Raw genomic sequence first — 22842 nt, forward strand, 5'->3', positions numbered from 1 at the left:
GCTGTTATCGGCGCTTACGCCAATCACCGGCGGCCGCGGCTAGCGTCTTTCTCCCCGTCGCTATACGGGGAGAAATGCCCGGCAGGGCAATGAGGGGCGGCGCCGATTTTGGCGATTTGAGGGTCTATCCCCCCAGCGCCTGCTCCAAATCCGCGATCAGATCATCTCCATCCTCGATCCCCGCCGACAATCTTACCAGCGAATCCGATATACCGATCTCGGCCCGTTTCTCGGCCGGAATGGAGCCATGCGTCATCAGTGCCGGATGCTCGATCAGGCTCTCCACGCCGCCGAGGCTTTCGGCCAGCGTGAACAGCTGCGTGCGTTCGAGGAACTTTTTGGTGCCGGCTAGGTCGCGGTCGAGCACGGCTGTGATCATGCCGCCGAAGGCGTGCATCTGCTGGACGGCGACGGCGTGCTGCGGGTGGCTGGCGAGGCCGGGATAGATGACGCGGCGCACGTCGCGGCGCGCTTCCAGCCACTGCGCGATCTTCAGCCCGTTGGCGGAATGACGCTCCATGCGCAGCGCCAGCGTCTTCAGCCCGCGCAGCGCCAGAAAGCTGTCGAACGGGCCCGAGATGGCACCGATGGCGTTCTGCAGGAATTTCAGCTGGGCGGAGAGATCCTTGTTGTCGCCGACCACGGCGACGCCGCCGACCATATCGGAATGGCCGTTGAGATATTTGGTGGTCGAATGCACCACGATGTCGATGCCGAGCTCCAGCGGGCGTTGAATATAAGGGCTGCAGAACGTGTTGTCGGCGACCGACAAAATGCCCTTGCGCCTGGCGAGTGCGGCGACGCCTTCGAGGTCGACGATGCGCAGCAGCGGGTTGGTCGGCGTCTCGACCCACAGCATTTTCGTCTCGGGCCGGATCGCGGCCTCGACGGCGGCGAGGTCGGTGAAGTCGACGAACGAGACCTGCAGATTGGCCGAGCGTTTGCGCACCCGCTCCATCAACCGGAACGAGCCGCCATAGATGTCGTCGGTGGCGACGATGTGAGCGCCGGAATCGAGCAGCTCCAGCACGGTGGCGATCGCCGCCAGGCCGGACGCGAAGGCAAAGGCGGCCGAGCCGCTTTCGAGGTCGGCCACGGCGCGCTCGAAGGCAAAGCGCGTCGGGTTCTGGCTGCGGGCATATTCAAAGCCCTTGTGCACGCCGGGCGACTGCTGGGCAAAGGTCGAGGTGGCGTAGATCGGCACCATCACCGCGCCGGTCAGCGGGTCGTGGCTCTGGCCGCCATGGATGGTGCGCGTCGAGAAAGCCAGACGGTTCTTGCCCGGTGGTGGTGTTTCAGCGGTCATCGTGCGCGCCTCAGATGGTTGATCAGGTCGATGCGGGTAATCAGCCCGACGAACTCGTCGCCGTCGAAGATGATGGCGACCTCGTTGCGGTCGAAGACCGGCAGCAGCGCATCCAGCGTCTGGCTGGCCTGCAGCGTGTGCAGATTGGAGGTCATGGCCGTGCGGACCGGGCCGTTGAAGCGCTCCCAGCGTCCGTCATAGGGGCCGTCGACCTTGGCCAGGATGTCGCTTTCGTCGACGATGCCGACGAGCTTGCCATTGTCGAGCACCGGCAGCTGCGAGACATCGGAACGGCGCATGCGGCCATAGGCGTTGAGCAGGCTTTCGTCCGGGCCGACATAGACGGTGTCGCCGGTGCGGTGCGAGCGCATCACCAGATCGCGCAGATCGCCATGCTGCTCGTGCTCGGCAAGGCCCTGCTCGGCCAGCCAGAAATCGTCGAACACTTTCGACAGGTATTTGTTGCCGCTGTCGCAGACGAAGGTGACAACGCGTTTGGGCACCGTCTGCTCGCGGCAATAGCGCAGCGCGGCGGACAAAAGCGTGCCCGAGGATGAGCCGGCGAGGATACCTTCCTTCGACAAGAGGTCGCGCACCGCCAGCATGCTCTGCTTGTCGGGGATCGAATAGGCCTTCTTGACCAGCGACAGATCGGCGTTGGGCGGCACGAAATCCTCGCCGATGCCTTCGACGGTCCAGCTGCCGGCCTCTTCCATCTTGCCGGTCTTGATCAGCGGCGCCAGCACCGAGCCGACCGGATCGGCCAGCACCATTTCGGTCTTCGGCGACACTTTGGCGAAGTAGCGGCCAAGCCCGGTCAGCGTACCGCCGGAGCCGACGCCGACGACCACCGCATCGACGTCACCGTCGAGCTGCGAAAAGATCTCCGGACCGGTGGTGGTCTCATGCGCCAGCGGATTGGCCGGGTTGGCGAACTGGTTGGCATAGAAGGCGCCGGGCGTTTCCGCCGCGATCTTCTCGGCCATGTCCTGGTAATATTCGGCATGGCCCTTGCCGACATCGGAGCGCGTCATGCGCACCTCGGCGCCGAGCGCGCGCAGATGCTGGATCTTTTCGCGCGACATCTTGTCTGGCACGACCAGCACGATGCGGTAGCCCTTGGGGATGCCGACCTGGGCAAGGCCGAGGCCGGTATTGCCGGCGGTCGCCTCGACGATGGTGCCGCCGCGCCGAAGCTTGCCCTGCTTTTCAGCCGCGGCGATCATCGACAGCGCGATACGGTCCTTGATCGAGCCGCCCGGGTTCTGGCTTTCAAGCTTGATGAACAGCCGGCATTTGCCGGTGTCGAATTTGGTCAGTTCGACAACCGGCGTCTGGCCGATCAGGTCGAGGACGGATTTGTAGGGCGGACGCAGGCGGGACAATTCGTCGGCTGCGGCGATCTCGTGCTCGCTCATATCGATGCTCCATGACCAAGCGACCGCCTCTGGGCAGGGCGGCAGCGTATCCTCTTTTCCAGCCCTTTGCAGTCGGAAAGAAGATAGATCGTGCCAATCAACCGGCCAGATGCGGAATGAAATTCCGGGTTTGGGTTGGCAAGTGTCGCTTCGAAGTCCGGCGAACCCTCCGCGCGTTCGTCATCCTAGGGTCTCCGCGACGTCGCTTCGCTCCTGCTCCGCCCTAGGATGACGACGGCGTTGGGGTTTGCGCGGAGCTCTCATCCCAGCAGCTGCTTGCTCAGCCTCGCACACTGCACGCGGATATCGGGAATGGCGTCGATCTCGAAGAAGGTGCCGCGCGTCAGCGGGCCGACGGCGAGGATCTTGGCCGAGATGGTTCCGTCGCCGGCGATGATCTCGCATTTGGCCGATACATCGAGGCCGATGCGCAGCGGATCCGGCCGTGCCAGACCGCGGTCGACCAGCGAGCGCACGACGCTGTTCGATGAGGTCGAGATGTCCCTCACGATACCAGAGCAATCGTAGATGCGGGCGACCTCGAAGGTCTCGAGACGCTGCGTGTGGCGTGACTGGACCTGGACGGTGAATTCGCCGTTGCGCGCGATGTCGACGACGCGGCCGGCGACCAGGCGAATGCGGCCGGATTGCACGGCTTCGGTGACACGGGTGTAGACCTCGGGCGCCATGCGATGGCGGTGGATGTCCCACCAGGCCTTGGTGTGCTCGACGAAGCGGCGCTTGGCGGAAGCCGGCCAGTTCTGCCAGATCTTCTGGTTGAACGGCCGCAGGCCGTCGACGACGTCGCGCCAGTCGATGCCGGCCTTCTGGTTTTCCTTGATCAGGTCGCGGAACCAGCCGACGAAATAGGAGAGCTGGGTGCCGAGCGGAATGTCGGCGACGTCGAGCTTGATCGGATTGCCCTTGCGATGCGGCGAGGGCAACAGGCCGCGCCGCGACACAGCTATGATGTCGCCGCGATGGCCGCGCTGTTCCAGCGCCAGGAAGGCATCGACCATGCTCAGGCCGGTGCCCAGCACCATGACGCCGGCGTCGGTCGGAAGTGCTGTATCGGCTTCCGATCCCATCCTGATGGCATGGCCTTGCGCCGGCTCCTCGTCGTGGCCGGTGGCCAGCACGGCGAGATGCGCAACGACGCTGGTGCCGTTGGCCAGCGCCACTTCGACACCGGATGCGGTGGGCGTGATCGAGAGGCTTTCCTCGCGGATCAACCGAAGCCGCCCGGTCTGCTTTTCGCGCGCCTGCAGCTCGTCGAGCAACTCGCCGAGGTAACGGGCATAGATGCTGCGCGGCGCATAGAAGGGCGCCTGCTCGGCCGTTGCCAGGCCGCGCTCCTGCAGCCAGCGCCAGAAATTGCCGGGATCGTCGGCATAGGCGCTCATGCCGGCGGCGCTGACATTCAAGACATGCGCCGACAGCAGTGTCGAATAGGCGATGCCCTGGCCGAAATGCGGGCGCCTTTCGATCAGCGTGACACGCAGGTCGGGATTGGGCGACTTCAGGAGATGCGCGGCCAGCACGACGCCGCTGGCGCCGCCGCCGACAATGATGATGGAGTTGGCGCGCCCGGTCATAGGCGTGCCTTCGCTCTGCGCAACGCCAGTGTCAGGCCTGGACCTTCACCGCGACCGGCAGATCGCCGATGTCCCTCGCGACCGACAGGTCGTCGAGAGAGATATCGCGCATTTCGGCGAGGCTGCGCTGATCGAGCACCTCGGCGATCGCCTGCCGGACCTCGAGCATCAGATGTCGGACTTGGCATGTCGCCTCGTTGCAATCTTCACAGCGCTGGTACTGGGTGCGGCTGGCGCAGGGGATCGGCGCCAGCGGGCCGTCGAGGACGCGCACCACATGGCCGACCTTGATCTCATCGGCGGGGCGCGCCAGGCGATAGCCGCCATCCTTGCCCTTGCGGCTCTGGACGAAGCCGGCATTGCGCAACTCGCCCAGGATGGCGTCGAGAAATTTCTTCGGGATGTTGTTGCCGGTGGCGACGTCGTTGACGAAGGCGAGCTGTCCGGCCGGCAAGCGCGCGAGGTGGACAAGCGCCTTGAGGCCGTACTTACCTTTTTTGGTGAGCATGAGATCAAAATTTCTCTGGCATGCGACGGCATGGAACCATCGGTTGCAAAACGCCTGGCGGGCGTTGCCGCCGCGTCCAAGCCCGCATGACACATAAATTCTAGTGACATGATGTACAAGCCGAGAACTGCTGATTTTGCTTCGTTTTCAAGCCGCTGCAGCGATTTTGACCGGCCTTTGTGCCCTAGAGAGCACAAAAATACGCTTTGACGGCAGCGAGATGGCAAATGGTCCTCCAACTGGCGTCGACTCACGCAACGGCAAAAGCCGATCCGGGTCGCGAGCGATCATGGTGATGGAGTGGCCGCTCATCGTCGCCTCCAGTTCCCTCATGTCGATAAGATTACTATACTTACCTCCGATCACGCGGAACATGTTTCCAAATCGTTGGCTATTTGAGGCATGAATTTGCCTGGCAGAGGTTAGAAGCAGGAAATCTAGTTCGCGGTGGGGGGGTAGGCGCAGCCATCGCAGCAGCTCAGGAGGTTAAAGGCCGGTGGGCCAGCGCCCCCCTCTGGCCTGCCGGCCATCTCCCCCTCAAGTGGGGAGATTGGACGTCACGACCGCTTTCGCCCCATCTCTACCGTCAACGAGAAAAGCGCTGAAGCCGAAACTGCCAATCTCCCCACTTGAGGGGGAGATGTCCGGCAGGACAGAGGGGGGCGCTGTCCCGCCGGCATCAAAAGGTCTGCCCTATGGCGACACCCTGCACGCTACAACCGCCTCATCCGCCCTATCCGCCGACCACCGACAGCTTTTTTCTAACAAGCCCGCCTTCGTTGGAAGGATTTAACTCTACAAACCTAATAGAATTAGCGGACTATCATGGGGCATTCCGATTTTTCTCTTTTCAGGAGCCCTCCATGTCCACCATTTCGCGACGCATTGTTCTCCTCTCGTCGGCGGCACTTGCCGGCGCGGCCTTCCTCGGCCCGGCCCATGCCGACGACCTCAAAATCACCATCGGCTATCAAACGGTGGTCGAGCCTTCGAAAGTGCCGCAGGCCGACGGCGCCTATGAAAAGGAGACGAAGGCAGTAATCGACTGGCGCAAATTCGATTCCGGCGCCGATGTCATCGCCGCGGTCGCTTCCGGCTCGGTCGATATCGGCTATGTCGGCTCGAGCCCGCTGGCGGCGGCGGCTAGCCGCGAATTGCCGATCCAGACCATCTTTATAGTCGGCCTGATCGGCGAATCCGAGGCGCTGGTGGCGCGCAACGGCGCCGGCATCGAGAAAGTCGCCGACCTCGCCGGCAAGAAGGTCGCCGTGCCGTTCGTCTCGACGACGCATTACAGCCTGCTCGCCGCGCTGAAGCATGAGGGCGTGGATCCGAAGTCGGTCGAGATCCTCAATCTCAGGCCACCGGAAATCGCCGCCGCATTCTCGCGTGGCGACATCGACGCGGCTTATGTCTGGGATCCGGCGCTCGGCCAGATCAAGACGACGGGCAAGGTGGTGGTGGATTCCTCGCAGGTCGCCGCCTGGGGCGCGCCAACCTTCGACGCCTGGATCGTGCGCACCGACTTCGCCGAAAAGAACCCGGAAGCGGTGCGCGACTTCGTCAAGGTGACGGGCGCCGCCTATGCCGAGTTCCTCGCCAAGCCCGACGCGTGGTCGGTGTCGTCGCCGCAGGCGGCCGCGATCGCCAAACTCACCGGCGCCAAGCTGGAAGAAGTGCCGCAGCTGCTCAAGGGCTATGTCTTCCCGACGCTGGAAGAGCAGGCCTCCGACAAATTCCTCGGCGGCGGCACGGTCAAGGCGGTGGAAGCGACATCCGCCTTCCTCAAGGAGCAAGGCAAGATCGACGCCGTGCTGCCGGACTATTCGAAATACGTATCGTCGAAATACGTCACAGAGGCGCTCGCCTCGAACTAGTACTCGTTTAACGCAATTCCGGACGGAAAACCGCTTCACACTTTTCCTGGAATTGCTCTGAACCCGGCCCGCGCGCTTCTTCCCTGACGCCGCGTGCTGACTGCCCCGGAACCGCTGACGAGCGCCGGGGCCGTCGGATTTCAACGAACCGCGAGGCATCCATGCCGCATCTCGTGCTCGACCCCCATCTCGTACTGGACCCCCATCTCGTATTGGACAAGGTCTCGATCCACTATGACGGCCAGGCGGCGCCTTCCGTCGAACGGGTGTCGATCGATGTCGCCAAGGGCGATTTCGTCGTGCTGGTCGGCCGGTCCGGCTGCGGCAAGACCTCGCTGCTCAACGTCGCCGCCGGCCTTGTCGCGCCGGCACGCGGGCGCGCCTCCATCAACGGCAAGCCGATCACCGCGCCGGGCTCGGACCGGGCGGTGGTGTTCCAGAACGACGCGCTGTTCCCATGGCTGACGGCGCGCGAAAACGTTGCCTTCGCGCTCAGGCTGCGCGGTGTCAGGCCAGCCGAGCGGGCGCAGCGCGCCGATGAGCTGCTGGCGCTGGTGAAGCTCACCGACGCCGGCGACAAGCGCATCTGGGAGCTTTCCGGCGGCATGCGCCAGCGCGTCGGCCTGGCCCGGGCGCTCGCCGCCGAACCCGAATTCCTGCTGCTCGACGAACCGCTCGGCGCGCTCGATGCGCTGACGCGCGAACGCATGCAGACGACGCTGCTCGATCTGTGGACGGCAAGCGAGGTCGGCGTGCTGATGGTGACGCATGGCATCGAGGAGGCGCTGGTGCTGGCCACCCGCATCGTCGTGCTAGCGCCCGGCCCAGGCCGCGTGGTGCGGACTTTTGAACCCGGCTTCTCCAGGCGCTACGCATCGGGCGAAGCCATCCGCACCATCAAGGCCGATCCGGCTTTTGCGGTGGCGCGTGGCGAATTGACCGACGCGATCTTCGAAGGAGAGGCGGCATGACCGTTACCTCCTACACCGAGCGGCCGGGACACAAGATCGACGAGGCCGACGGCCTGTCGGTGCCATGGTCGCGACCCAGCCCCAAGCGCAAAGGCGTTTCGGCCCGCGCGGTCAGCGCTGTGACCATCCTGGTGGTGCTGGCGCTGTGGGCGCTGTCGGCCCGCCTGCAACTGGTGTCGCCAGTGTTCCTGCCATCACCTGCCGCCGTGTGGAACAAGTTCATCACCGTCGCCCGTGACGGCTTCGTCGATGCTACGCTGCTGCAGCATGCCGTCGCCAGCCTGTGGCGAGTATTCGCCGCGCTGGTCGCCGCCCTTGCCATTGGCGTGCCGGTTGGTCTCGCCATCGGCATCAGCGCGATCGGGCGCGGCATCTTCGATCCGCTGCTGGAATTCCTGCGGCCTATCCCGCCGCTTGCCTACTTGCCGCTGGTCATCATCTGGTTCGGCATCGGCGAACCGTCGAAGATCCTGGTGATCACTATTTCCATGCTGGCGCCGGTGGCGCTGTCGACCGCGTCCGGCGTTCGCGGCGTCTCGCAGGAGCGCATCAACGCGGCGCGCTCGCTGGGTGCTACCCAGCGCCAAGTGGTCCGCCACGTCATCCTGCCCAGCGCGCTGCCGTCGATCCTGACCGGCCTGCGCATCGCGCTCGGCGCCGGCTGGTCGACGCTGGTCGCCGCCGAACTGGTGGCGGCGACACGCGGGCTTGGCTTCATGATCCAGTCGGCCGCCCAGTTCCTCGTCACCGACGTGGTGGTGATGGGCATACTGGTAATCGCGGCCATCGCCTTCGTGCTCGAATTCACCATCCGCAGGATCGAGCGCGTGCTCGTCCCGTGGGCGGGACGCGAATGATCGGAGCCCAGAGGAGCAGGAGAATGACGATGACCCATTCCACCGCCGTGCTGTTCGCCCAAGCCGGTAACTGGCTTCTCGCCTGGACCAGGGAAAGCCAGCCGCCAGAACAGCAACCGAAATCGCCAACGCCGGTCCGCTGGGACGCCGAGCGCGACCGCCTGCCGCCACGCGACGAGAGTTTTTACTGGGCCTGGCAGTATTGGTCGCAGTGAAGGGGGCGGTGCGACTTTGCGCCGTCCCCGCGTCTTCGTCATCCTAGGGCGGAGCAAGGAGCGAAGCGACGCAGCGCAGACCCTAGGATCCATGCCGCGACGGTGATGCCATGCTCCGGCGGTGAAAGAAACCGAGCGCCTACCAGCCGGTTCCACGAAAGAGCTCGAACCACTCTGGATTGGCTTTTTCGATCAACTCGATCTTCCATTGACGTGGCCAGCGCTTCAGTGACTTCTCGCGCTGGATGGCATCGTGCCGCGCTTCTGGCTCGCGGTCATGTAGACGTAGCCGGTCATGGTTTCAGGGTAGCCCGCGTTATTGGGCGTGCAAGCGCCATTCTGATCCGTTGCATCCTAAAGCCAATGTCACGGCATGGATCCTAGGGTCTGCGCCGCGTCGCTTCGCTCCTTGCTCCGCCCTAGGATGACGAATTCTGGGCTGCCGTAGAAGACAATTCCACATCGATGCCTCAACTCGCAAAATCATTCCTCTACTAAATTTATAGAACTACCTAGCCTGATCCATCTTCCAACCGGCGAGGCCATTTTCCCGGCGCCGATCCGCATCGAAGGAGAGGATCAATGTTCAATCTAACGAGACGTGTTTTCGGCATCGGCCTGCTGGCGGCGACGGTTGCCGTGTCATCCGGCGCCACAGCGCAGGAGCTGAAGCAGCTCAGCATCGGCTATCAGAAGACCGGCCTGCCGGTGATCGCCAGACAGCAGCAGGTGATCGAAAAGGCCCTTGAAGACAAGGGCGTGACGGTCAAATGGGTCGAGTTCACCGCCGGGCCGCCGCTGGTCGAGGCGCTCAATGTCGGCGCCATCGATGTCGGCTGGACCGGCGACGCACCGCCGATCTTCGGCCAGTCGGCGGGGGCCAACATCGTCTATGCCGCCGCGCTGCCGTCGAATGGCGAGGGCGAGGCGATCTTCGTCAAGCCGGCGTCGCCGATCCAGTCGATCGCCGATCTCAAGGGCAAGCGCGTCGGCGTCGGCAAGGGCACCAGCGCGCATAATCTGCTCGTCGCGGCGCTGGAAAAGGCTGGCCTTGCCTTCGACCAGATCACGCCGGTCTATCTCAGCCCGGCGGATGCAGCCGCAGCCTTCGCCAGCGACCAGATCGATGCCTGGAGCGTTTGGGATCCGTTCTTCGCCATCGCCGAAACCCGCTACCAGCCGCGTGTGCTGGCCCGCTCCAGCGAGGTGCTCAAGGTTAACACCTACTTCCTCGCCAACAAGGATTTCGCCAAGGCGCATCCCGAAACCATCACAACGACGATATCGGCGCTTGGCGAGGCGGCGAAATGGGCCGACCAGAACCGAGACAAGGTGGCCGCGGCGCTGCATGAGGTCACCGGCGTGCCGCTCGACGCGCAGATCATCGCCGCCAACCGCACCAAGTTCGGCATCTTTCCGATCACCGACGAGATCATCGCCGGCCAGCAGGCCACCGCCGACCGCTTTTACAAGCTCGGGCTGATCCCGAAAGCGGTCCGCATCTCCGACGCGGTGTGGACGGCACCCGGCAACTAACTTGTCCCCTGACGGCGCCGGGTGAGTACGCCCGGCGCCATTTGCGTTTGCACCCATATCTACAGGAGATCCGCCCGTGACTGTGCCAGACATGACCGCGCCTGCCAGCACCGCACCGCTCGATTTCTTCTGGTTCATCCCGACGCATGGCGACGGTTCTTATCTCGGTTCCGAGGAGCAGCAGCGACCGCCCGAATTCGGCTACTTCAAGGAGATCGCGCAAGCGGTCGACCGGCTCGGCTTTCCCGGCGTGCTGCTGCCCACGGGTCAGAACTGCGAGGATTCCTGGATCACCGCGACAGGTCTCGCGACGCTGACCGAAAAGCTGAAGTTTCTCGTTGCGCTGCGGCCGGGTGTCACGCTGCCGACTTTCGCCGCGCGCCAGACCGCCGCCCTCGATCGCTTGAGCAATGGCCGCCTGCTGCTCAATGTCGTGGTCGGCGGCAACCCGACCGAGCTCGCCGGCGACGGCGTCTTCCTGCCGCATGACGAGCGCTATGCCCAGGCGCATGAGTTCCTGACCATCTGGCGCGGCCTGGTGTCCGGCGAGCGGGTCAATTTCGACGGCAAATATTACCGCGTCGAGAATGGCCGCCTCGACCTTCTGCCGCACCAGGAGCGGCCGCCGCTCTATTTCGGCGGGTCGTCGGACGCAGGCCAGGACCTCGCCGCCGACCTCGTCGACATGTATCTGACCTGGGGCGAACCGCCGGCGCAGGTTGCCGAGAAGCTGGCTGCGGCGCGCGCAAAAGCGGCACTGCGCGGCAGAAAACTGCGCTTCGGCATCAGGCTGCATTTCATCGTTCGCGAGACCGAGGACGAAGCCTGGCGCGCCGCCGACCGGCTGATCAGCCATGTCACCGACGCCCAGATCGAAAATGCGCAGGCGCGCTTCCTCAACCAGATGGATTCGGTCGGCCAGCGCCGTATGGCGCAATTGCATGGCGGACGCCGTGACAGACTGGTCGTCTCGCCCAATCTGTGGGCCGGTGTCGGGCTGGTGCGCGGTGGCGCCGGCACGGCGCTGGTCGGCACGCCGGAACAGATCACCGAGCGCATCCGCGAATACCAGGCGATCGGCATCGATACCATCATCGGCTCGGGCTATCCGCATCTCGAGGAAGCGTACCGCGTCGCCGAGCTTCTATTCCCGAAACTCGGGCTCGGCACCAGGCGGCAGCGGGCGCATGAGAACATCGCCAACGAATTCTCGGTCGGCTTCCATGGCGCCAACCGCCTGCAGGCTTCGTCATGAGCTTTGCCACGCGCCTGCATAGCAATGCCATCGGCTGGTTGCTCCCGGCGCTGGTTATTGCCGGCTGGGAGATTGCCAGCCGCGCGGGCGTCATGCCCGCCAACGTGCTGCCGGCGCCAAGTGCGGTCGCCGAGGCCTTCTGGCGGCTGACGCTGTCGGGCGAACTGGTCCGCAACATCGGCGTTTCGACCGCGCGCGCCCTTGCCGGCTTCGCCATCGGCGGCTCGATCGGCTTTGCGCTTGGCCTTGCCAACGGGCTCTCGACGCTCAGCCGCGGCCTGACCGACACGACGCTGCAGATGATCCGCAACATCCCGCACCTGGCGCTGATCCCGCTGGTCATCCTGTGGTTCGGCATCGACGAGGAAGCCAAACTGTTCCTGGTGGCGCTCGGCGTGTTCTTTCCGATCTATGTCAACACGCTGCTCGGCATCCAGAGCGTCGACCCGCATCTGGTCGAGATGGGCCGCGTCTACGGCATGGACCGGCGCGCCCTGTTCTTCCGCGTCATCCTGCCCGGTGCGCTGCCGGCGATCTTCGTCGGCCTGCGCTATGCCCTGGGCATCATGTGGCTGACGCTGATCGTCGCCGAAACCATCTCGGCCAGTTCCGGCCTCGGCTACATGGCCATGCAGGCGCGCGAATTCCTGCTGATCGATGTCGTCGTGCTGTCGATCCTGATCTACGCGCTGCTCGGCAAGCTCGCCGACAGCCTCGCCCGCCTGCTCGAGCGGCTGTCGCTCGGCTGGCATCCGGCCTTCCAGAACAGATGAGAGATTGCCCATGACCGCCGCCAGCCTGACCGCAGCCCGTTCCTTCGTCGCCACGCCGGTGCGACCGATCGGCTCCGTCGAAGGGCAGCGGGCCTTTGCCTTCAGGCAAGCCGGCAAGCGCTTCGGCGACAAGACCGTGCTCGACGGCATCGACCTGGACGTGCCGGCCGGGCAGTTCCTTGCCGTCATCGGCAAGAGCGGCTGCGGCAAAAGCACGCTTTTGCGGCTTCTGGCCGGGCTCGACCGGCCGACATCGGGATCGCTGACATTCGGCGTCGAAGAGGAAGGACACAGCCGCACGCGCTTCATGTTCCAGGAACCACGGCTCCTGCCCTGGGCCAGCGTGGTGAAAAACGTCGAGGTCGGGCTGACCGGGATTGCTTCCGGCGCGGAGGCAAGGCAACGCGCGCTCGACATTCTCGGCGAGGTCGGGCTTGCCGACCGGGCCGACGAATGGCCTTCGGTGCTGTCGGGCGGCCAGAAGCAGCGCGTGGCGCTGGCCCGCGCGCTGGTCGGCCACCCGCAGATCCTGGCGCTCGACGAGCCGCTCGGCGCACTCGACGCCCTGACCCGCATCGAGATGCAGCAGCTTCTGGAACGCATCTGGATCGCGCAGAAGTTCACCGCCGTTCTGGTCACGCATGATGTCGCCGAAGCGGTCGCGCTGGCCGACCGGGTCGTGGTGATCAGCGAAGGCCGGATCGCGCTTGATCTGGATGTGCCCGTGGAACGGCCGCGCCGGCGCGGTTCGGTGGAGCTTGCGCGGCTGGAAGGCAAGATTCTGGATCGGCTGTTCGGGTAGGTTTGTCGGGGGCGGCGCCGCAATTGGCGGAGTGGGGGTCGACCTTTCTTCGAAGCTCACCCTCTAGCGATTGGCCCACACCAATCCCCCCAGCCCGACCAGCATGGTGACGACACCGATATACAGCCATTGCGACTGGCCGGTCATGAAGCTGCCGCCGACAACGCCGACGCCTTGCAGCGACCACAGCACGCCGACGGCAAGCACAATCAAGGCCAGCAGATTTTTGATCAGCCTCATTGCCGGATCTCGCTTTCGAAGTCGATTGGTTGGAGCATCGGGGCCGCGATAAAAGAGCCGAAGGAAGTGGCCCGACCATGCCGGGCTCTACTTGGATATTAATGTTCGATCTTGTCAAACGGACGTCTGACCTCAACACAAAGATCATCATTGATTGACCATCGCGTGCCGGAAAATCCCTGACAGACTGTTACCCAGCGACTCCAAACGTGTGCCATTGCCACGGAACCGCCAGATCACTGCCGCATTTCGCGCCTTATTTGGCACCTAACGGCTGGGGTCTGTCAAAAACGGAGCCATCCCCCAAATATGAAGAACCCAAAACAGACCGCGCTTGTCGCGGTAACGATCGCTGCTGGCCTGATGGTCGGCGCTTCTTCGGCGACCGCCGCCGCCCAGTGCGGCCGCGCCTCGTGGTATGCCCTGCACTCCAAGACCGCCTCGGGCGAGCGCATGAACCCGTCGGCGCTGACCGCCGCGCATCGCACCTTGCCTTTCGGCACCAAGCTCAAGGTGACCAACAAGAACAACGGCCGCAGCGTCGTCGTGCGCATCAACGATCGCGGTCCGTTCATCAAGGGGCGCGTGCTCGACCTGTCGAAGGGTGCCGCCGGCCAGCTCGGCTTCATCGGCTCCGGCCATACTTCCGTGTGCATGGCGCGCGTCTAGAGCTCCCTGTGTCCGGCAAAAGGGCCGGACACATTGCCTACACATTTCGCAGCCGCACACTGAGCCGGCTGGCGCCGTTCGGCCCCGATTTCCATGGCCTTGAACCAAAGAAGCATTGGTCACGCAGCGTGACGTATTGCATCGCAGCAATTAGTTGTTAACTTCCCCGCGAGACATCTAGGGCTCGGCGCTGCTCGTCGTCCCTTCGGTCGCAGGCAGCAGCGGGGTTCTCGATGTTCTACCAGCTCTATGAGATGAACCACGCGGCCCTGCAGCCGGCGCGCCTCTATGCCGACGCGGTGCGGATGTTCTATTCCAATCCACTCAATCCGTTTTCCCACACCCAATGGGGCCGTTCGATCGCGGCGACGGCCGAACTGTTCGAGCGCACCACGCGCCGCTACGGCAAGCCGGCCTTCGGCCTGAGCAAGACCGTGGTCGACTGGAAGAGCGTCGAGGTCACCGAGAAGACCGTCTGGTCGAAGCCGTTCTGCAATCTCGTCCGCTTCGAGCGTGCCGTGCCCGCCGGGCGCAAGCCCGATCCGAAGCTTCTGATCGTGGCGCCGATGTCGGGCCATTATGCGACGCTGCTGCGCGGCACGGTGGAAGCGATGCTGCCCTATGCCGACGTGCACATCACCGACTGGGTCGATGCCCGCATGGTGCCGCTTGCCGATGGCCAGTTCGATCTCGACGACTACATCGATTACGTCATCGACATGCTGCACACGCTGGGGCCGGACACGCATGTGATGGCGGTGTGCCAGCCTTCCGTGCCGGTGTTGGCCGCCGTGGCGCTGATGGAAACGAAGGGCGACCCCTTCGTGCCCTCGACCATGACCTTGATGGGCGGCCCGATCGACACCCGCAGCAATCCGACTGCGGTCAATCTGCTGGCGCAGGAAAAGGGCATCGACTGGTTCCGCGACAATGTCGTGATGCATGCGCCCTGGCCGGTGCCGGGCTTCGGCCGCGAGGTCTATCCCGGTTTCCTGCAGCTGTCCGGCTTCATGAGCATGAACCTCGACCGCCACATCATCGCCCACAAGGACTTCTTCATGCATCTGGTGAAGCATGATGGCGACAATGCCGAGAAGCACCGCGATTTCTACGACGAGTATCTGGCTGTCATGGACCTGACGGCGGAGTTTTATCTGCAGACCGTCGACACCGTCTTCGTTCGCCAGGCCTTGCCCAAGGGCGAGATGACGCATCGCGGCACCAGGATCGATCCGTCGGCGATCCGCAACGTCGCGCTGTTCACGGTCGAAGGCGAGAACGATGACATATCGGGCCTTGGCCAGACCAAGGCGGCGCATGATCTGTGCCCCAATATCCCGGCTGAGCGGCATGCCCACTACATGCAGCCGGCGGTTGGCCATTACGGCGTGTTCAACGGTTCGCGCTTCCGTTCCGAAATCGTGCCGCGCATCGTCGACTTCATCACCAGCTATGGCCGCCAGGAGCGTGTCGCGGTGAAACCGAAGCTGGTCCGCGCCGCCAAGAGATAATGCAAGTCGCCCAAATTGCGGATTTTTGGACGATGACCTGCATAGAACCAAGCTTAACGGCGACAAACCGTGAGATTGACCGGTAAAAGCCGGCTGGCTGGCCGATTCTGTTGCACAAGTGCCGCTGTCCAGCCCCTCGGGTAACCATGCCGACAATCCGACCGTCGTCGTAATTGACACGGACTGTAAATCCCCCTTAACCTTTCGTTAATAACAAAGGGTGAGCGGGGACAATGATTTCCTCATCGATGGCGCAACGGCTGCGCGTGTATGTGGCGGCCGGGCTGGCAGTGACGGCGGGCTGGGTGGCACCGGCTTTGGCGGGTGGAGCGATGGCGACCGGGGGTCTCACCTCGCAGCCGATCGGCCACTATGATTTCTGCAAGCTGCATCCGGGCGAGTGCTCGATCCGCCCGACCAATCTGGCGCCGGCTCCGATGAGCGACGGGCTGATGCGCAAGCTCCTCAATGTCACTGCCAGGGTCAATGCCGCCGTCAAGCCGATGAGCGACATGGACATCTACGGCAAGGACGAGGTCTGGGCCTATCCCGACAAGGGCGTCGGCGATTGCGAGGACTATGTGCTGGAAAAGCGGCGCCAGCTTTCACGCATGAGCATATCGCTTGCCGATCTGCTGATCACCGTCGTGCGCAAGCCCGACGGCGAGGGCCACGCCGTGCTGACGGTGCGCACCGACGAGGGCGACTATGTGCTCGACAATCTGACCGACAAGGTCAAGCCATGGGACGCGACCGGTTACCGCTTCCTCAAGCGGCAGGCGATCGACAACACCGGCCGCTGGGTCTCGATCCGCGGTGGCCAGCAAGTTCTGGTCGGCGCGGTTCAGTAGGTTTTGGTACGCCCATCCCGGCACGTCGCGTTCTTGTGGCGCGCTTTAGCTGCTTTCACATCATAGGTCGCCGCCGCCCCTCATTGTCCTGCCGGACATTTCTCCCCGTATAGGGACGGGGAGAAAGACGCCTTCATCGTCGCTTTCGCCAATCATCAACGTCGTAAGCGCCAACCGCGCGGCTGCACCTTCTCCCCGTCACTATACGGGGAGAAGGTGCCGGCAGGCGGATGAGGGGCAGCGCGACGTCTGCCAATATTTCCCACCGCGACCGCCCCCCAATGAATTTTCGCATTTCTCCGTGAACCATTTCGCTTCGGCCAGCGACACACAGCCGTGAACCGAAACCAACCATGGAGACTTCAGATGACTGCTTTTCTGCGAAACACCCTTCTTGCCGCTCTCGCGGTGTCGAGCATGGCCGGATCCGCCATGGCCGAGCAGACCACCAGCTGTTCCAAAACCAACCTCAACGACCTCTGGGCCGGCCGCTGTTGCGGTGATGCCGGGGCGTCGGGCTGCCTGGGGGGTGGAAACAATGGCCATGGCGGCAATGGCGATCACGGCCGGGGCGGAAATGGCGGCACGGCCGGCAAGAAATGATCTCACCACTGTGCCCGCTGGCGGTCCGCCGGCGGGCAGTTTCCTGCTGAGGCAGGCGAACCTGCATCACGCTCGGATCGTCGGCTACGGCCGCTGGTTCAACGCCGCGCGGATCAATGCAGTGATGCGGCGAAGCTCGGCCTCGTCGAGTTTCTCGATGTTTTCGGCCAGCAGATTGGCAAGCTCGGTGGCAGCGGGGGAAAGACCCGACGTGTCGATTTTTACACGCGGGTGCGAGGCCTCGGCCAGCCGCGCCAGTTCCTCGGCATCGTCCCAGATGATGTTGAAATAGCCGATGATCTTCTGGATCAGCGTCCAGGTCGGGGCACCGCGCCTGCCATGTTCGAGCGCCGACAGGTAGGCGGCGCTGACGCCGATCGCCGCCGCCATGTCCTTCTGGCGGACACCGCGTTCGCCTCGTAGCGTGCGCAGCTTCTCTCCGAACGGGGTCATGTCCCCGCCCTCATGATAGAACTCCTCACAGGCGCGCCCGCCGCAGGCGGATATAGAGCGCACCCGAACCGCCATGGTTGCGGGCGGCATGGTCGTGGCTGGAGACGAGCGGCCGGAAGGCGGGCGTCGACAGCCAGGCCGGCACGGCGCGACGCAACACCCCATCGCCGCCGGAGGACGAGCCCTTGCCGGTGATGACCAGGACATAGCGGACGCCGCCGGCATGCGCCCGGTGCAGGAACGAAAACAGCAGCGAATAAGCCTCGTCCTGGGTCATGCCGTGCAGGTCGACACGGCCCTCGATCGGCAGCCGGCCTTTCGATAATTTGTCCAGCGTCGGCTCGTCGAGGCGGTGCGTGACTTGCTGAGCCTTCGGCTTTGCGGTCCCTGCGGCGTTGGCAGAGGCCAGCGCCGGCTGCGGCTGATTTGGCCTGGCCTCGGCGGCAATGTCGGGGATGTCGACGGCAAATTTGCCCTTCAGCGGCTTGGCCGTGCGCGCCACCAGGTTCCACAGAACCCGGTCATCCTCGCTGAGCTTGTCCGGGCGCCGGGTCATCGGACCGCACCCGCAACGAGCGCGCGCGGCACCAGCGCATAAAAATCCGCGGCATTGCGGATCACGCCGGCGATCTCGCCCGCGGCATCGCCCGATCCGGCGAACAGGTCGCCCCGCGCCGGTCCGGTGATGGCGGAGCCGGTGTCCTGCGCGATCATCAGGCGGCGGAACGGTTTTGCGTCGAAAGCAGTGAGCGTCGGCGCGTCGATGTAAAAGGGCGTGCCGAATGTATGCAGCAGGCGGTCGACGGCGATCGAGCGGCCCGGCGTCAGCGGCACCTTGGCGGCGGCGATCGGGCCAAGGGTTGCGTCCTCGACATCGGCCTCGCGAAAGAAGATGTAGGAGCGGTTCTGACGCAGTATCTCGTCGACGCGGTCCGGATGCGCCTTGAACCAGGCGCGGATCGACTGCATCGTCACCTCCGCCAGCGGGATCTCGCCAATCTCGCTCAGGATCTTGCCGGGCCCGGTGAAGCGCTGGCCGGATTTGGCGGCATAGGTGACGCGGACAAGCCGGCCGTCGGTCATGGCGAGGCGTGCGGCACCTTGCACGTGAATGAAGAAGGCATCGACCTTGTCGGCCAGCCAGGCGATTTCCAGGCCCTTGCCGTCGAGCGCGCCGCGCTCGATCTCGCCACGGTCGGGATACTCGACCGGCCCGTTCGGCGTCTGGCGCGCGAAAGCGAGGTAGGGATCCAGGCCGGGCGGCCGGTTTCCGTCGTCGATATCGACGAGATCGGCCGGGCGCGACAGCAACGGCACCGAAAATCGGTCCGTGCGCACCGGTGACGCCTCGACTTGCGGTTCATAGAAGCCGGTGACGAGCCCGGCGCCGCCATGTTCGGCAGGGACAAGCGCCGGGGCAAAATGGCGCTCGAAGAAGGCGCGGGCTTCCCCGCGGGCCAAAACCGGCGACCGATTCGCCGGCGAAACGGTCCGCGCCTCCGCGTAGGCATCGGCAAAAGCTTGGAAGTCGACGCCGAGCGCACCGCTGCGATAGGGTTTGGTCAGCACATGGAAGGCCGAGCGGCGAAAGGCGGCGAAGGCCGCCAGATGGTCGTCATCGTCCCAGCCGGGCAGGTCGCCAAAGGCTTTCTCGACAAAAAGAGGCGATAGCGACACCGGAGCCTCGCCGCGTGTTTCCGAACTAGTCTTCTTCCTCGGTGGCGACGAGCTTCCAGTTCGGATCGCGCGAGCGCGTGTCGCGGGCGAAGGTCCAGACATCCTTGACCTCGGCGACGGTTTCCGGGTCGCCGTCGATGACCGCGCCTGCCTTGTCGCGGGTCGCCGAAATCAGCTCGCTGATGATGCGCAGCGTGACATGCGCCTCGCCGCCCTTCATCTCGGCCGAGACGATGTCGGCCTTGTCGATGCCGACGAAGGAGGACTGGATCTTTTCCGCCTTGGCCTCGCGCTCGCCGATGGCGGCGACAAAACCGTCATAGACCTCGCGCGACAACAGGTTCTTCAGCGTTTTGCGATCGCCGTCGGCATAGGCCATGACGATCATCTCGTAAGCCATCTTGGCGCCGTCGACGAAACCCTTCGGCTCGAAGGACGGATCATTGTCCTTGATCGTGCGCAGGCCCTTGTTGAGGTCGGTGTCGGGCTTGGCGAAAGCGTCGATCGCGGCATAGGTGTCGGGAGCCGGCTCGCCTGGCGCGCGCTTGCGCGGCAGCGAGACGACGTTTTCGGATTTCTGGGCGGCATCCTTGTCGCCGGTGCGAGCCGCCGAATAGGGATCGAAGGGCGGCCGTTCGCTGCCGGTGCGGCGGCCCAGCACATTGCGCAGCTGGAAAAAGATGACCACCGCCGCAATCAGGAAGAAAATCGTGCCGAAGTCGAAGAATCCCATATCTTCCGCCAATCAATCCCTGCCCTGTGGCCGGACCGTCAGGCCCAATGGCCACGGTCGCATAGCGTTCAACATTCAAAGCATATAGAACGCAAGGCGCAATCATTCAAATCAAAGGCAGGCATACCTATCTAACAGCCTCAGTGCCAGCGGCGATTGCTCGCTGGCGGCCAAAACAATCGAAACGATCATAACAATCGAAAAAGGTTGGCAAGACTTGCGCATTTCGCTGCTTCCCTTCTTTCTCCTCGCGCTTCCGCTGCTGGAAATCGCCGGTTTCGTCATCGTCGGCCGCGAGGTCGGCGCGCTGGCGACGGTCGGCCTCGTGCTGGCCTCGAGCATCGCCGGCGTGCTTTTGCTCCGATACCAGGGCTTTGGTGTGATGGCCCGCATCCGCACCGAGATGGCCGCCGGCCAGAACCCCAGCCGCCATCTTGCGCACGGCGCCATGATCGTGGTTGCGGCGATCCTCCTGATCATCCCCGGCTTCATATCAGACATCATCGGCCTGCTGCTGTTCCTGCCGCCATTGCGCGATTTTGCCTGGAGCCGGTTCAAGGGCCGCATTGTCGTCGCCACCGATTTCTCGACCGGCGGTTTTCGTGGCCGGCGCGACAGGGTCATCGACCTCGAAGACGGCGACTATTCGCGCGAAGACGATCTGAAGCGCGGACCGGATCACAACTCGCCGTGGCGCCGCCTGAAGGACGATTAGGGCGCCGTCCCATCTCCATCCCGCAGCCCGGAAGCAAGGCGGCAAACCTTGTCTTGTCATCCCCGCCATGGTAGCGAACGCCCGATTTCAATTCGGTCAGCGACGCTGCCCAGGCAAGAGGACAAGGCTTATGGCCAGCAAAGATGACGCGCCGGTCGGCGCAGCCAACGGAAACGGCAATGCGGCGCAGCCGTCGCTCAACGTTCTGGCGCAATATGTGAAGGACCTGTCCTTCGAAAGCCCCGGCGCGCCCAATTCGCTGCGCGGTCGCGACAAGGCGCCGGGCATCGCCATCAACGTCAACGTCAACGCCAACCCGCTCTCCGACAAGCAGTTCGACGTCAATCTGACGCTGAACGCCAAGGCGTCCTTCGACCAGGAAGTGCTGTTCAATGTCGAGTTGGTCTATGGCGGCGTGTTCGCCATCGCAGGTTTTCCGCAGGAGCACATGCTGCCGATCCTGTTCATCGAATGCCCGCGCCTTTTGTTCCCGTTCGCCCGCCAGATCATCGCCGAGGCAACCCGCAATGGCGGCTTCCCGCCGCTGATGCTCGACCCCATCGACTTCGCACAGATGTTCCAGCAGAAGCTGGCCGAGGACGAGGCGTCCAAGGTCAAGGTGAGCTGAGCTCGGCTGCCATCGCTGTTGTTTTCTGAGAACCCGGCCTCGCGCCGGGTTTTCTGTTTGAGGTGCTGGAGAGATAGCTGAGGCGCCGGCGCCCTTCGAATGGCCTAGCCCTCCCGTCTTCGTCATCCTAGGGCGAAGCAAGGAGCGAAGCGACGCAGCGCAGACCCTAGGATCCATGCCGTGACGTGCGCCTTAGAATGCAACGGATCAGAATGGCGCTTGCCCCCGCGCCTATGCTCGCTACGCTAAAACGATGACCGGCTATGTCTACATGACTGCGAGCCAGAAGGCCGGCACCATCTATATCGGTGTCACCAACGATCTCGGTCGCCGCATGCCGGAGCACAAATCCGGTGAGGGCTCGCGCTTCACCAGCCGCTACGGTGTTCAGCGGCTGGTCTGGTACGAAGAATTTTTCGATATCACCGATGCCATCCAGCGCGAGAAGTCGCTGAAACGCTGGCCGCGCCAACGGAAGATCTAATTGAAAAGGCCAATCCGGAATGGTTCGAGCTGATTCGCGGGACGGGGTGGTAGGCGTTCGGTTTTTTGCACCGCCGGAGCCACTGCACCACTGTCACTGCATGGATCCTAGGGTCTCCGCAACGTCGCTTCGCTCCTGCTCCGCCCTAGGATGACGAAGACGCGAGGGTTTCGGTCAGTAGTTGCTCAGCCAGCCGCAACCTTCAGCCACAGCGCCTTTTCGCCAAGCGTCCCGACCATGCCGGTGTGCGCGGCGCGTTCGGCTTCGGTGACACGCGGCGGCAGGGGTGCCGGGCGCTGGCTGATGATGATTTCGATCTGGCGGACATTCTCGCCTTGCGCCGGCGCGGTGGCGCTGTCGAGGATGAGTGCCGCCTGCTTGCCGCCGATCAGCTCGATATAGACCTCGGCCAGCAATTCGGAATCGAGCAGGGCGCCGTGCTTGGTGCGCTTGGTGTTGTCGATGCCGTAGCGCCGGCAGAGCGCATCGAGCGAGTTGGGGCCCATCGGGTGCTTGCGGCGCGCCAGCGCCAGCGTGTCGACGACAAAACCATTGTCTATGACCGGGTGACCCAGCCGGCCGAATTCAACGTTGAGGAAGCCGACGTCGAAGGTTGCGTTGTGGGCGACCAGCTTGGCGCCGTCGGTGAAGTCCAGCCACTCCTGCGCAATCTCGGCAAAGGTCGGCTTGCCCGCGAGGTCCGCCGCGCTGATGCCGTGCACCGCCTGCGCCTCGGCGTGGATCGCGCGGCCTTGCGGGTTGATGTAGTGGTGGAAGGTCCTGCCGGTCGGGAAGCGGTTGACCAGCTCGACGCCGCCCAACTCGATGACGCGGTCGTCGCGCGAATCGAGGCCGGTGGTTTCCGTGTCGAAGATGATTTCACGCATCGAATCAGTCGCTCCAAAGGAGCAGAATCGTGAGACCGGAACAAAATGGCAATGGGAAACGAAGCTGATCAAGGCAATCACTACAGGTTTGCGCTGCCCCTCATCGCCCTGCCGGGCCCTTCTCCCCGTATAGTGACGGGGAGAAGGGGCTGGCCGCAACCTCGGCTCCCTTTCCGAACCTTGGAGATTGGCGAAATCCTTTGCGACAGCGTCCTTCTCTCCGTCACTATACGGGGAGAAGATGCCGGCAGGCAGATGAGGGGCGGCGCCGACGTTGA

General features: G+C 64.0%; 25 protein-coding genes and 2 pseudogenes. 15 read left to right on the top strand and 12 right to left on the bottom strand.

What is annotated here, in order from left to right:
* Positions 1 to 124: 124 nt before the first annotated feature.
* The 5 genes from NP503_RS11980 to NP503_RS12000 form a co-directional block, all read right to left on the bottom strand.
* Positions 125 to 1306, bottom strand: a complete 1182-nt coding sequence (locus NP503_RS11980; RefSeq protein WP_127269719.1) for a PLP-dependent aspartate aminotransferase family protein — start codon at positions 1304 to 1306, stop codon at positions 125 to 127.
* Positions 1303 to 2724 (bottom strand): pyridoxal-phosphate dependent enzyme, encoded by a 1422-nt coding sequence (locus tag NP503_RS11985; protein WP_127269717.1) that lies wholly within the window; start codon positions 2722 to 2724, stop codon positions 1303 to 1305. Before NP503_RS11985 ends, NP503_RS11980 begins: the two co-directional genes overlap by 4 nt.
* 260 nt (positions 2725 to 2984) lie before the next feature.
* Complete coding sequence (locus NP503_RS11990; RefSeq protein ID WP_127269715.1) at positions 2985 to 4319, bottom strand: FAD/NAD(P)-binding protein; 1335 nt, start codon at positions 4317 to 4319, stop codon at positions 2985 to 2987.
* Positions 4320 to 4350: 31 nt separating this feature from the next.
* On the bottom strand, positions 4351 to 4827 hold the full coding sequence (locus tag NP503_RS11995) for an Rrf2 family transcriptional regulator (RefSeq protein WP_127269713.1): 477 nt from the start codon (positions 4825 to 4827) through the stop codon (positions 4351 to 4353).
* Positions 4828 to 4974: 147 nt separating this feature from the next.
* Positions 4975 to 5202, bottom strand: coding sequence for a hypothetical protein (locus NP503_RS12000; RefSeq protein ID WP_127270314.1), 228 nt, complete (start codon positions 5200 to 5202; stop codon positions 4975 to 4977).
* 488 nt (positions 5203 to 5690) lie between these two features.
* Between NP503_RS12000 and tauA the strand changes: the two genes are divergently transcribed.
* The 4 genes from tauA (at position 5691) to NP503_RS12020 (ending at position 8747) form a co-directional block, all read left to right on the top strand.
* Positions 5691 to 6704, top strand: a complete 1014-nt coding sequence (gene tauA / locus NP503_RS12005) for a taurine ABC transporter substrate-binding protein (protein WP_127269224.1) — start codon at positions 5691 to 5693, stop codon at positions 6702 to 6704.
* 161 nt (positions 6705 to 6865) lie between these two features.
* Complete coding sequence (locus NP503_RS12010) at positions 6866 to 7675, top strand: taurine ABC transporter ATP-binding protein (RefSeq protein WP_127269225.1); 810 nt, start codon at positions 6866 to 6868, stop codon at positions 7673 to 7675.
* Complete coding sequence (locus tag NP503_RS12015; RefSeq protein WP_127269226.1) at positions 7672 to 8532, top strand: ABC transporter permease subunit; 861 nt, start codon at positions 7672 to 7674, stop codon at positions 8530 to 8532. Before NP503_RS12010 ends, NP503_RS12015 begins: the two co-directional genes overlap by 4 nt.
* Positions 8533 to 8561: 29 nt before the next feature.
* Positions 8562 to 8747 carry a hypothetical protein gene (locus tag NP503_RS12020; RefSeq protein ID WP_127269227.1) on the top strand — a complete coding sequence of 62 codons (186 nt, stop codon included), beginning with the start codon at positions 8562 to 8564 and terminating at the stop codon, positions 8745 to 8747.
* Between the two features lie 139 nt (positions 8748 to 8886).
* Here the strand turns inward: NP503_RS12020 and NP503_RS33395 are convergent.
* Positions 8887 to 9000: pseudogene (locus tag NP503_RS33395) on the bottom strand (GIY-YIG nuclease family protein); the annotation flags it as partial.
* Positions 9001 to 9329: 329 nt separating this feature from the next.
* On the opposite strand from NP503_RS33395, the gene NP503_RS12025 reads away from it, so the two are divergent.
* The 4 genes from NP503_RS12025 (at position 9330) to NP503_RS12040 (ending at position 13113) form a co-directional block, all read left to right on the top strand.
* Positions 9330 to 10283, top strand: coding sequence for a sulfonate ABC transporter substrate-binding protein (locus tag NP503_RS12025; RefSeq protein WP_127269228.1), 954 nt, complete (start codon positions 9330 to 9332; stop codon positions 10281 to 10283).
* A gap of 91 nt (positions 10284 to 10374) precedes the next feature.
* The gene (ssuD, locus tag NP503_RS12030; RefSeq protein WP_164749061.1) at positions 10375 to 11538 is read left to right on the top strand and encodes an FMNH2-dependent alkanesulfonate monooxygenase; all 1164 of its coding nucleotides are present in this window, start codon (positions 10375 to 10377) and stop codon (positions 11536 to 11538) included.
* Positions 11535 to 12311, top strand: coding sequence for an ABC transporter permease subunit (locus NP503_RS12035; RefSeq protein ID WP_127271637.1), 777 nt, complete (start codon positions 11535 to 11537; stop codon positions 12309 to 12311). The genes ssuD and NP503_RS12035 overlap by 4 nt, the downstream gene beginning before the upstream one ends.
* A 10-nt stretch (positions 12312 to 12321) precedes the next feature.
* Positions 12322 to 13113 carry an ATP-binding cassette domain-containing protein gene (locus NP503_RS12040; RefSeq protein ID WP_127268050.1) on the top strand — a complete coding sequence of 264 codons (792 nt, stop codon included), beginning with the start codon at positions 12322 to 12324 and terminating at the stop codon, positions 13111 to 13113.
* 63 nt (positions 13114 to 13176) lie between these two features.
* Here the strand turns inward: NP503_RS12040 and NP503_RS12045 are convergent, their stop codons facing one another.
* Complete coding sequence (locus tag NP503_RS12045; protein ID WP_164749060.1) at positions 13177 to 13353, bottom strand: hypothetical protein; 177 nt, start codon at positions 13351 to 13353, stop codon at positions 13177 to 13179.
* A 309-nt stretch (positions 13354 to 13662) separates the two neighbouring features.
* On the opposite strand from NP503_RS12045, the gene NP503_RS12050 reads away from it, so the two are divergent.
* From NP503_RS12050 to NP503_RS12065, 4 genes are all read left to right on the top strand, one after another.
* Positions 13663 to 14022, top strand: a complete 360-nt coding sequence (locus tag NP503_RS12050; protein WP_127268049.1) for a septal ring lytic transglycosylase RlpA family protein — start codon at positions 13663 to 13665, stop codon at positions 14020 to 14022.
* Between the two features lie 233 nt (positions 14023 to 14255).
* A complete protein-coding gene (locus NP503_RS12055) occupies positions 14256 to 15533 on the top strand; it encodes a polyhydroxyalkanoate depolymerase (protein WP_127268048.1) in 1278 nt (425 codons plus the stop codon).
* 233 nt (positions 15534 to 15766) lie between these two features.
* On the top strand, positions 15767 to 16384 hold the full coding sequence (locus tag NP503_RS12060) for a transglutaminase-like cysteine peptidase (protein WP_027040328.1): 618 nt from the start codon (positions 15767 to 15769) through the stop codon (positions 16382 to 16384).
* A gap of 366 nt (positions 16385 to 16750) precedes the next feature.
* Entirely contained in the window at positions 16751 to 16987 is a 237-nt protein-coding gene (locus NP503_RS12065; RefSeq protein ID WP_127268047.1) for a hypothetical protein, read from the top strand.
* A gap of 84 nt (positions 16988 to 17071) precedes the next feature.
* Here NP503_RS12065 and NP503_RS12070 read toward each other — a convergent pair whose 3' ends face one another.
* The 4 genes from NP503_RS12070 to NP503_RS12085 are packed head-to-tail and all read right to left on the bottom strand — an operon-like array spanning position 17072 to position 19850.
* A complete protein-coding gene (locus tag NP503_RS12070; protein WP_127268046.1) occupies positions 17072 to 17440 on the bottom strand; it encodes a helix-turn-helix domain-containing protein in 369 nt (122 codons plus the stop codon).
* A 25-nt stretch (positions 17441 to 17465) separates the two neighbouring features.
* The gene (locus tag NP503_RS12075; protein ID WP_127268045.1) at positions 17466 to 17996 is read right to left on the bottom strand and encodes a Smr/MutS family protein; all 531 of its coding nucleotides are present in this window, start codon (positions 17994 to 17996) and stop codon (positions 17466 to 17468) included.
* Positions 17993 to 19117, bottom strand: coding sequence for a murein transglycosylase A (locus NP503_RS12080; protein WP_127268044.1), 1125 nt, complete (start codon positions 19115 to 19117; stop codon positions 17993 to 17995). Before NP503_RS12080 ends, NP503_RS12075 begins: the two co-directional genes overlap by 4 nt.
* 25 nt (positions 19118 to 19142) lie before the next feature.
* Positions 19143 to 19850 carry a Tim44/TimA family putative adaptor protein gene (locus tag NP503_RS12085; protein WP_127268043.1) on the bottom strand — a complete coding sequence of 236 codons (708 nt, stop codon included), beginning with the start codon at positions 19848 to 19850 and terminating at the stop codon, positions 19143 to 19145.
* Between the two features lie 217 nt (positions 19851 to 20067).
* Between NP503_RS12085 and NP503_RS12090 the strand changes: the two genes are divergently transcribed.
* The 3 genes and pseudogenes from NP503_RS12090 to NP503_RS12100 all read left to right on the top strand — a co-directional run bounded on the left by NP503_RS12090 (position 20068) and on the right by NP503_RS12100 (position 21730).
* Positions 20068 to 20565, top strand: a complete 498-nt coding sequence (locus NP503_RS12090) for an FxsA family protein (protein WP_127271639.1) — start codon at positions 20068 to 20070, stop codon at positions 20563 to 20565.
* 130 nt (positions 20566 to 20695) lie between these two features.
* Positions 20696 to 21193: a protein-export chaperone SecB gene (gene secB, locus NP503_RS12095; RefSeq protein ID WP_023813420.1), complete on the top strand. Its 498-nt coding sequence runs from the start codon at positions 20696 to 20698 to the stop codon at positions 21191 to 21193.
* 253 nt (positions 21194 to 21446) lie between these two features.
* Positions 21447 to 21730 (top strand): annotated as a pseudogene (locus NP503_RS12100) (GIY-YIG nuclease family protein).
* A gap of 132 nt (positions 21731 to 21862) precedes the next feature.
* Here the strand turns inward: NP503_RS12100 and dnaQ are convergent.
* Positions 21863 to 22564, bottom strand: a complete 702-nt coding sequence (gene dnaQ, locus NP503_RS12105; protein ID WP_127268022.1) for a DNA polymerase III subunit epsilon — start codon at positions 22562 to 22564, stop codon at positions 21863 to 21865.
* Positions 22565 to 22842: the final 278 nt, after the last annotated feature.

This window comes from Mesorhizobium sp. SEMIA396, assembly GCF_024518615.1.
GTDB lineage: Bacteria > Pseudomonadota > Alphaproteobacteria > Rhizobiales > Rhizobiaceae > Mesorhizobium.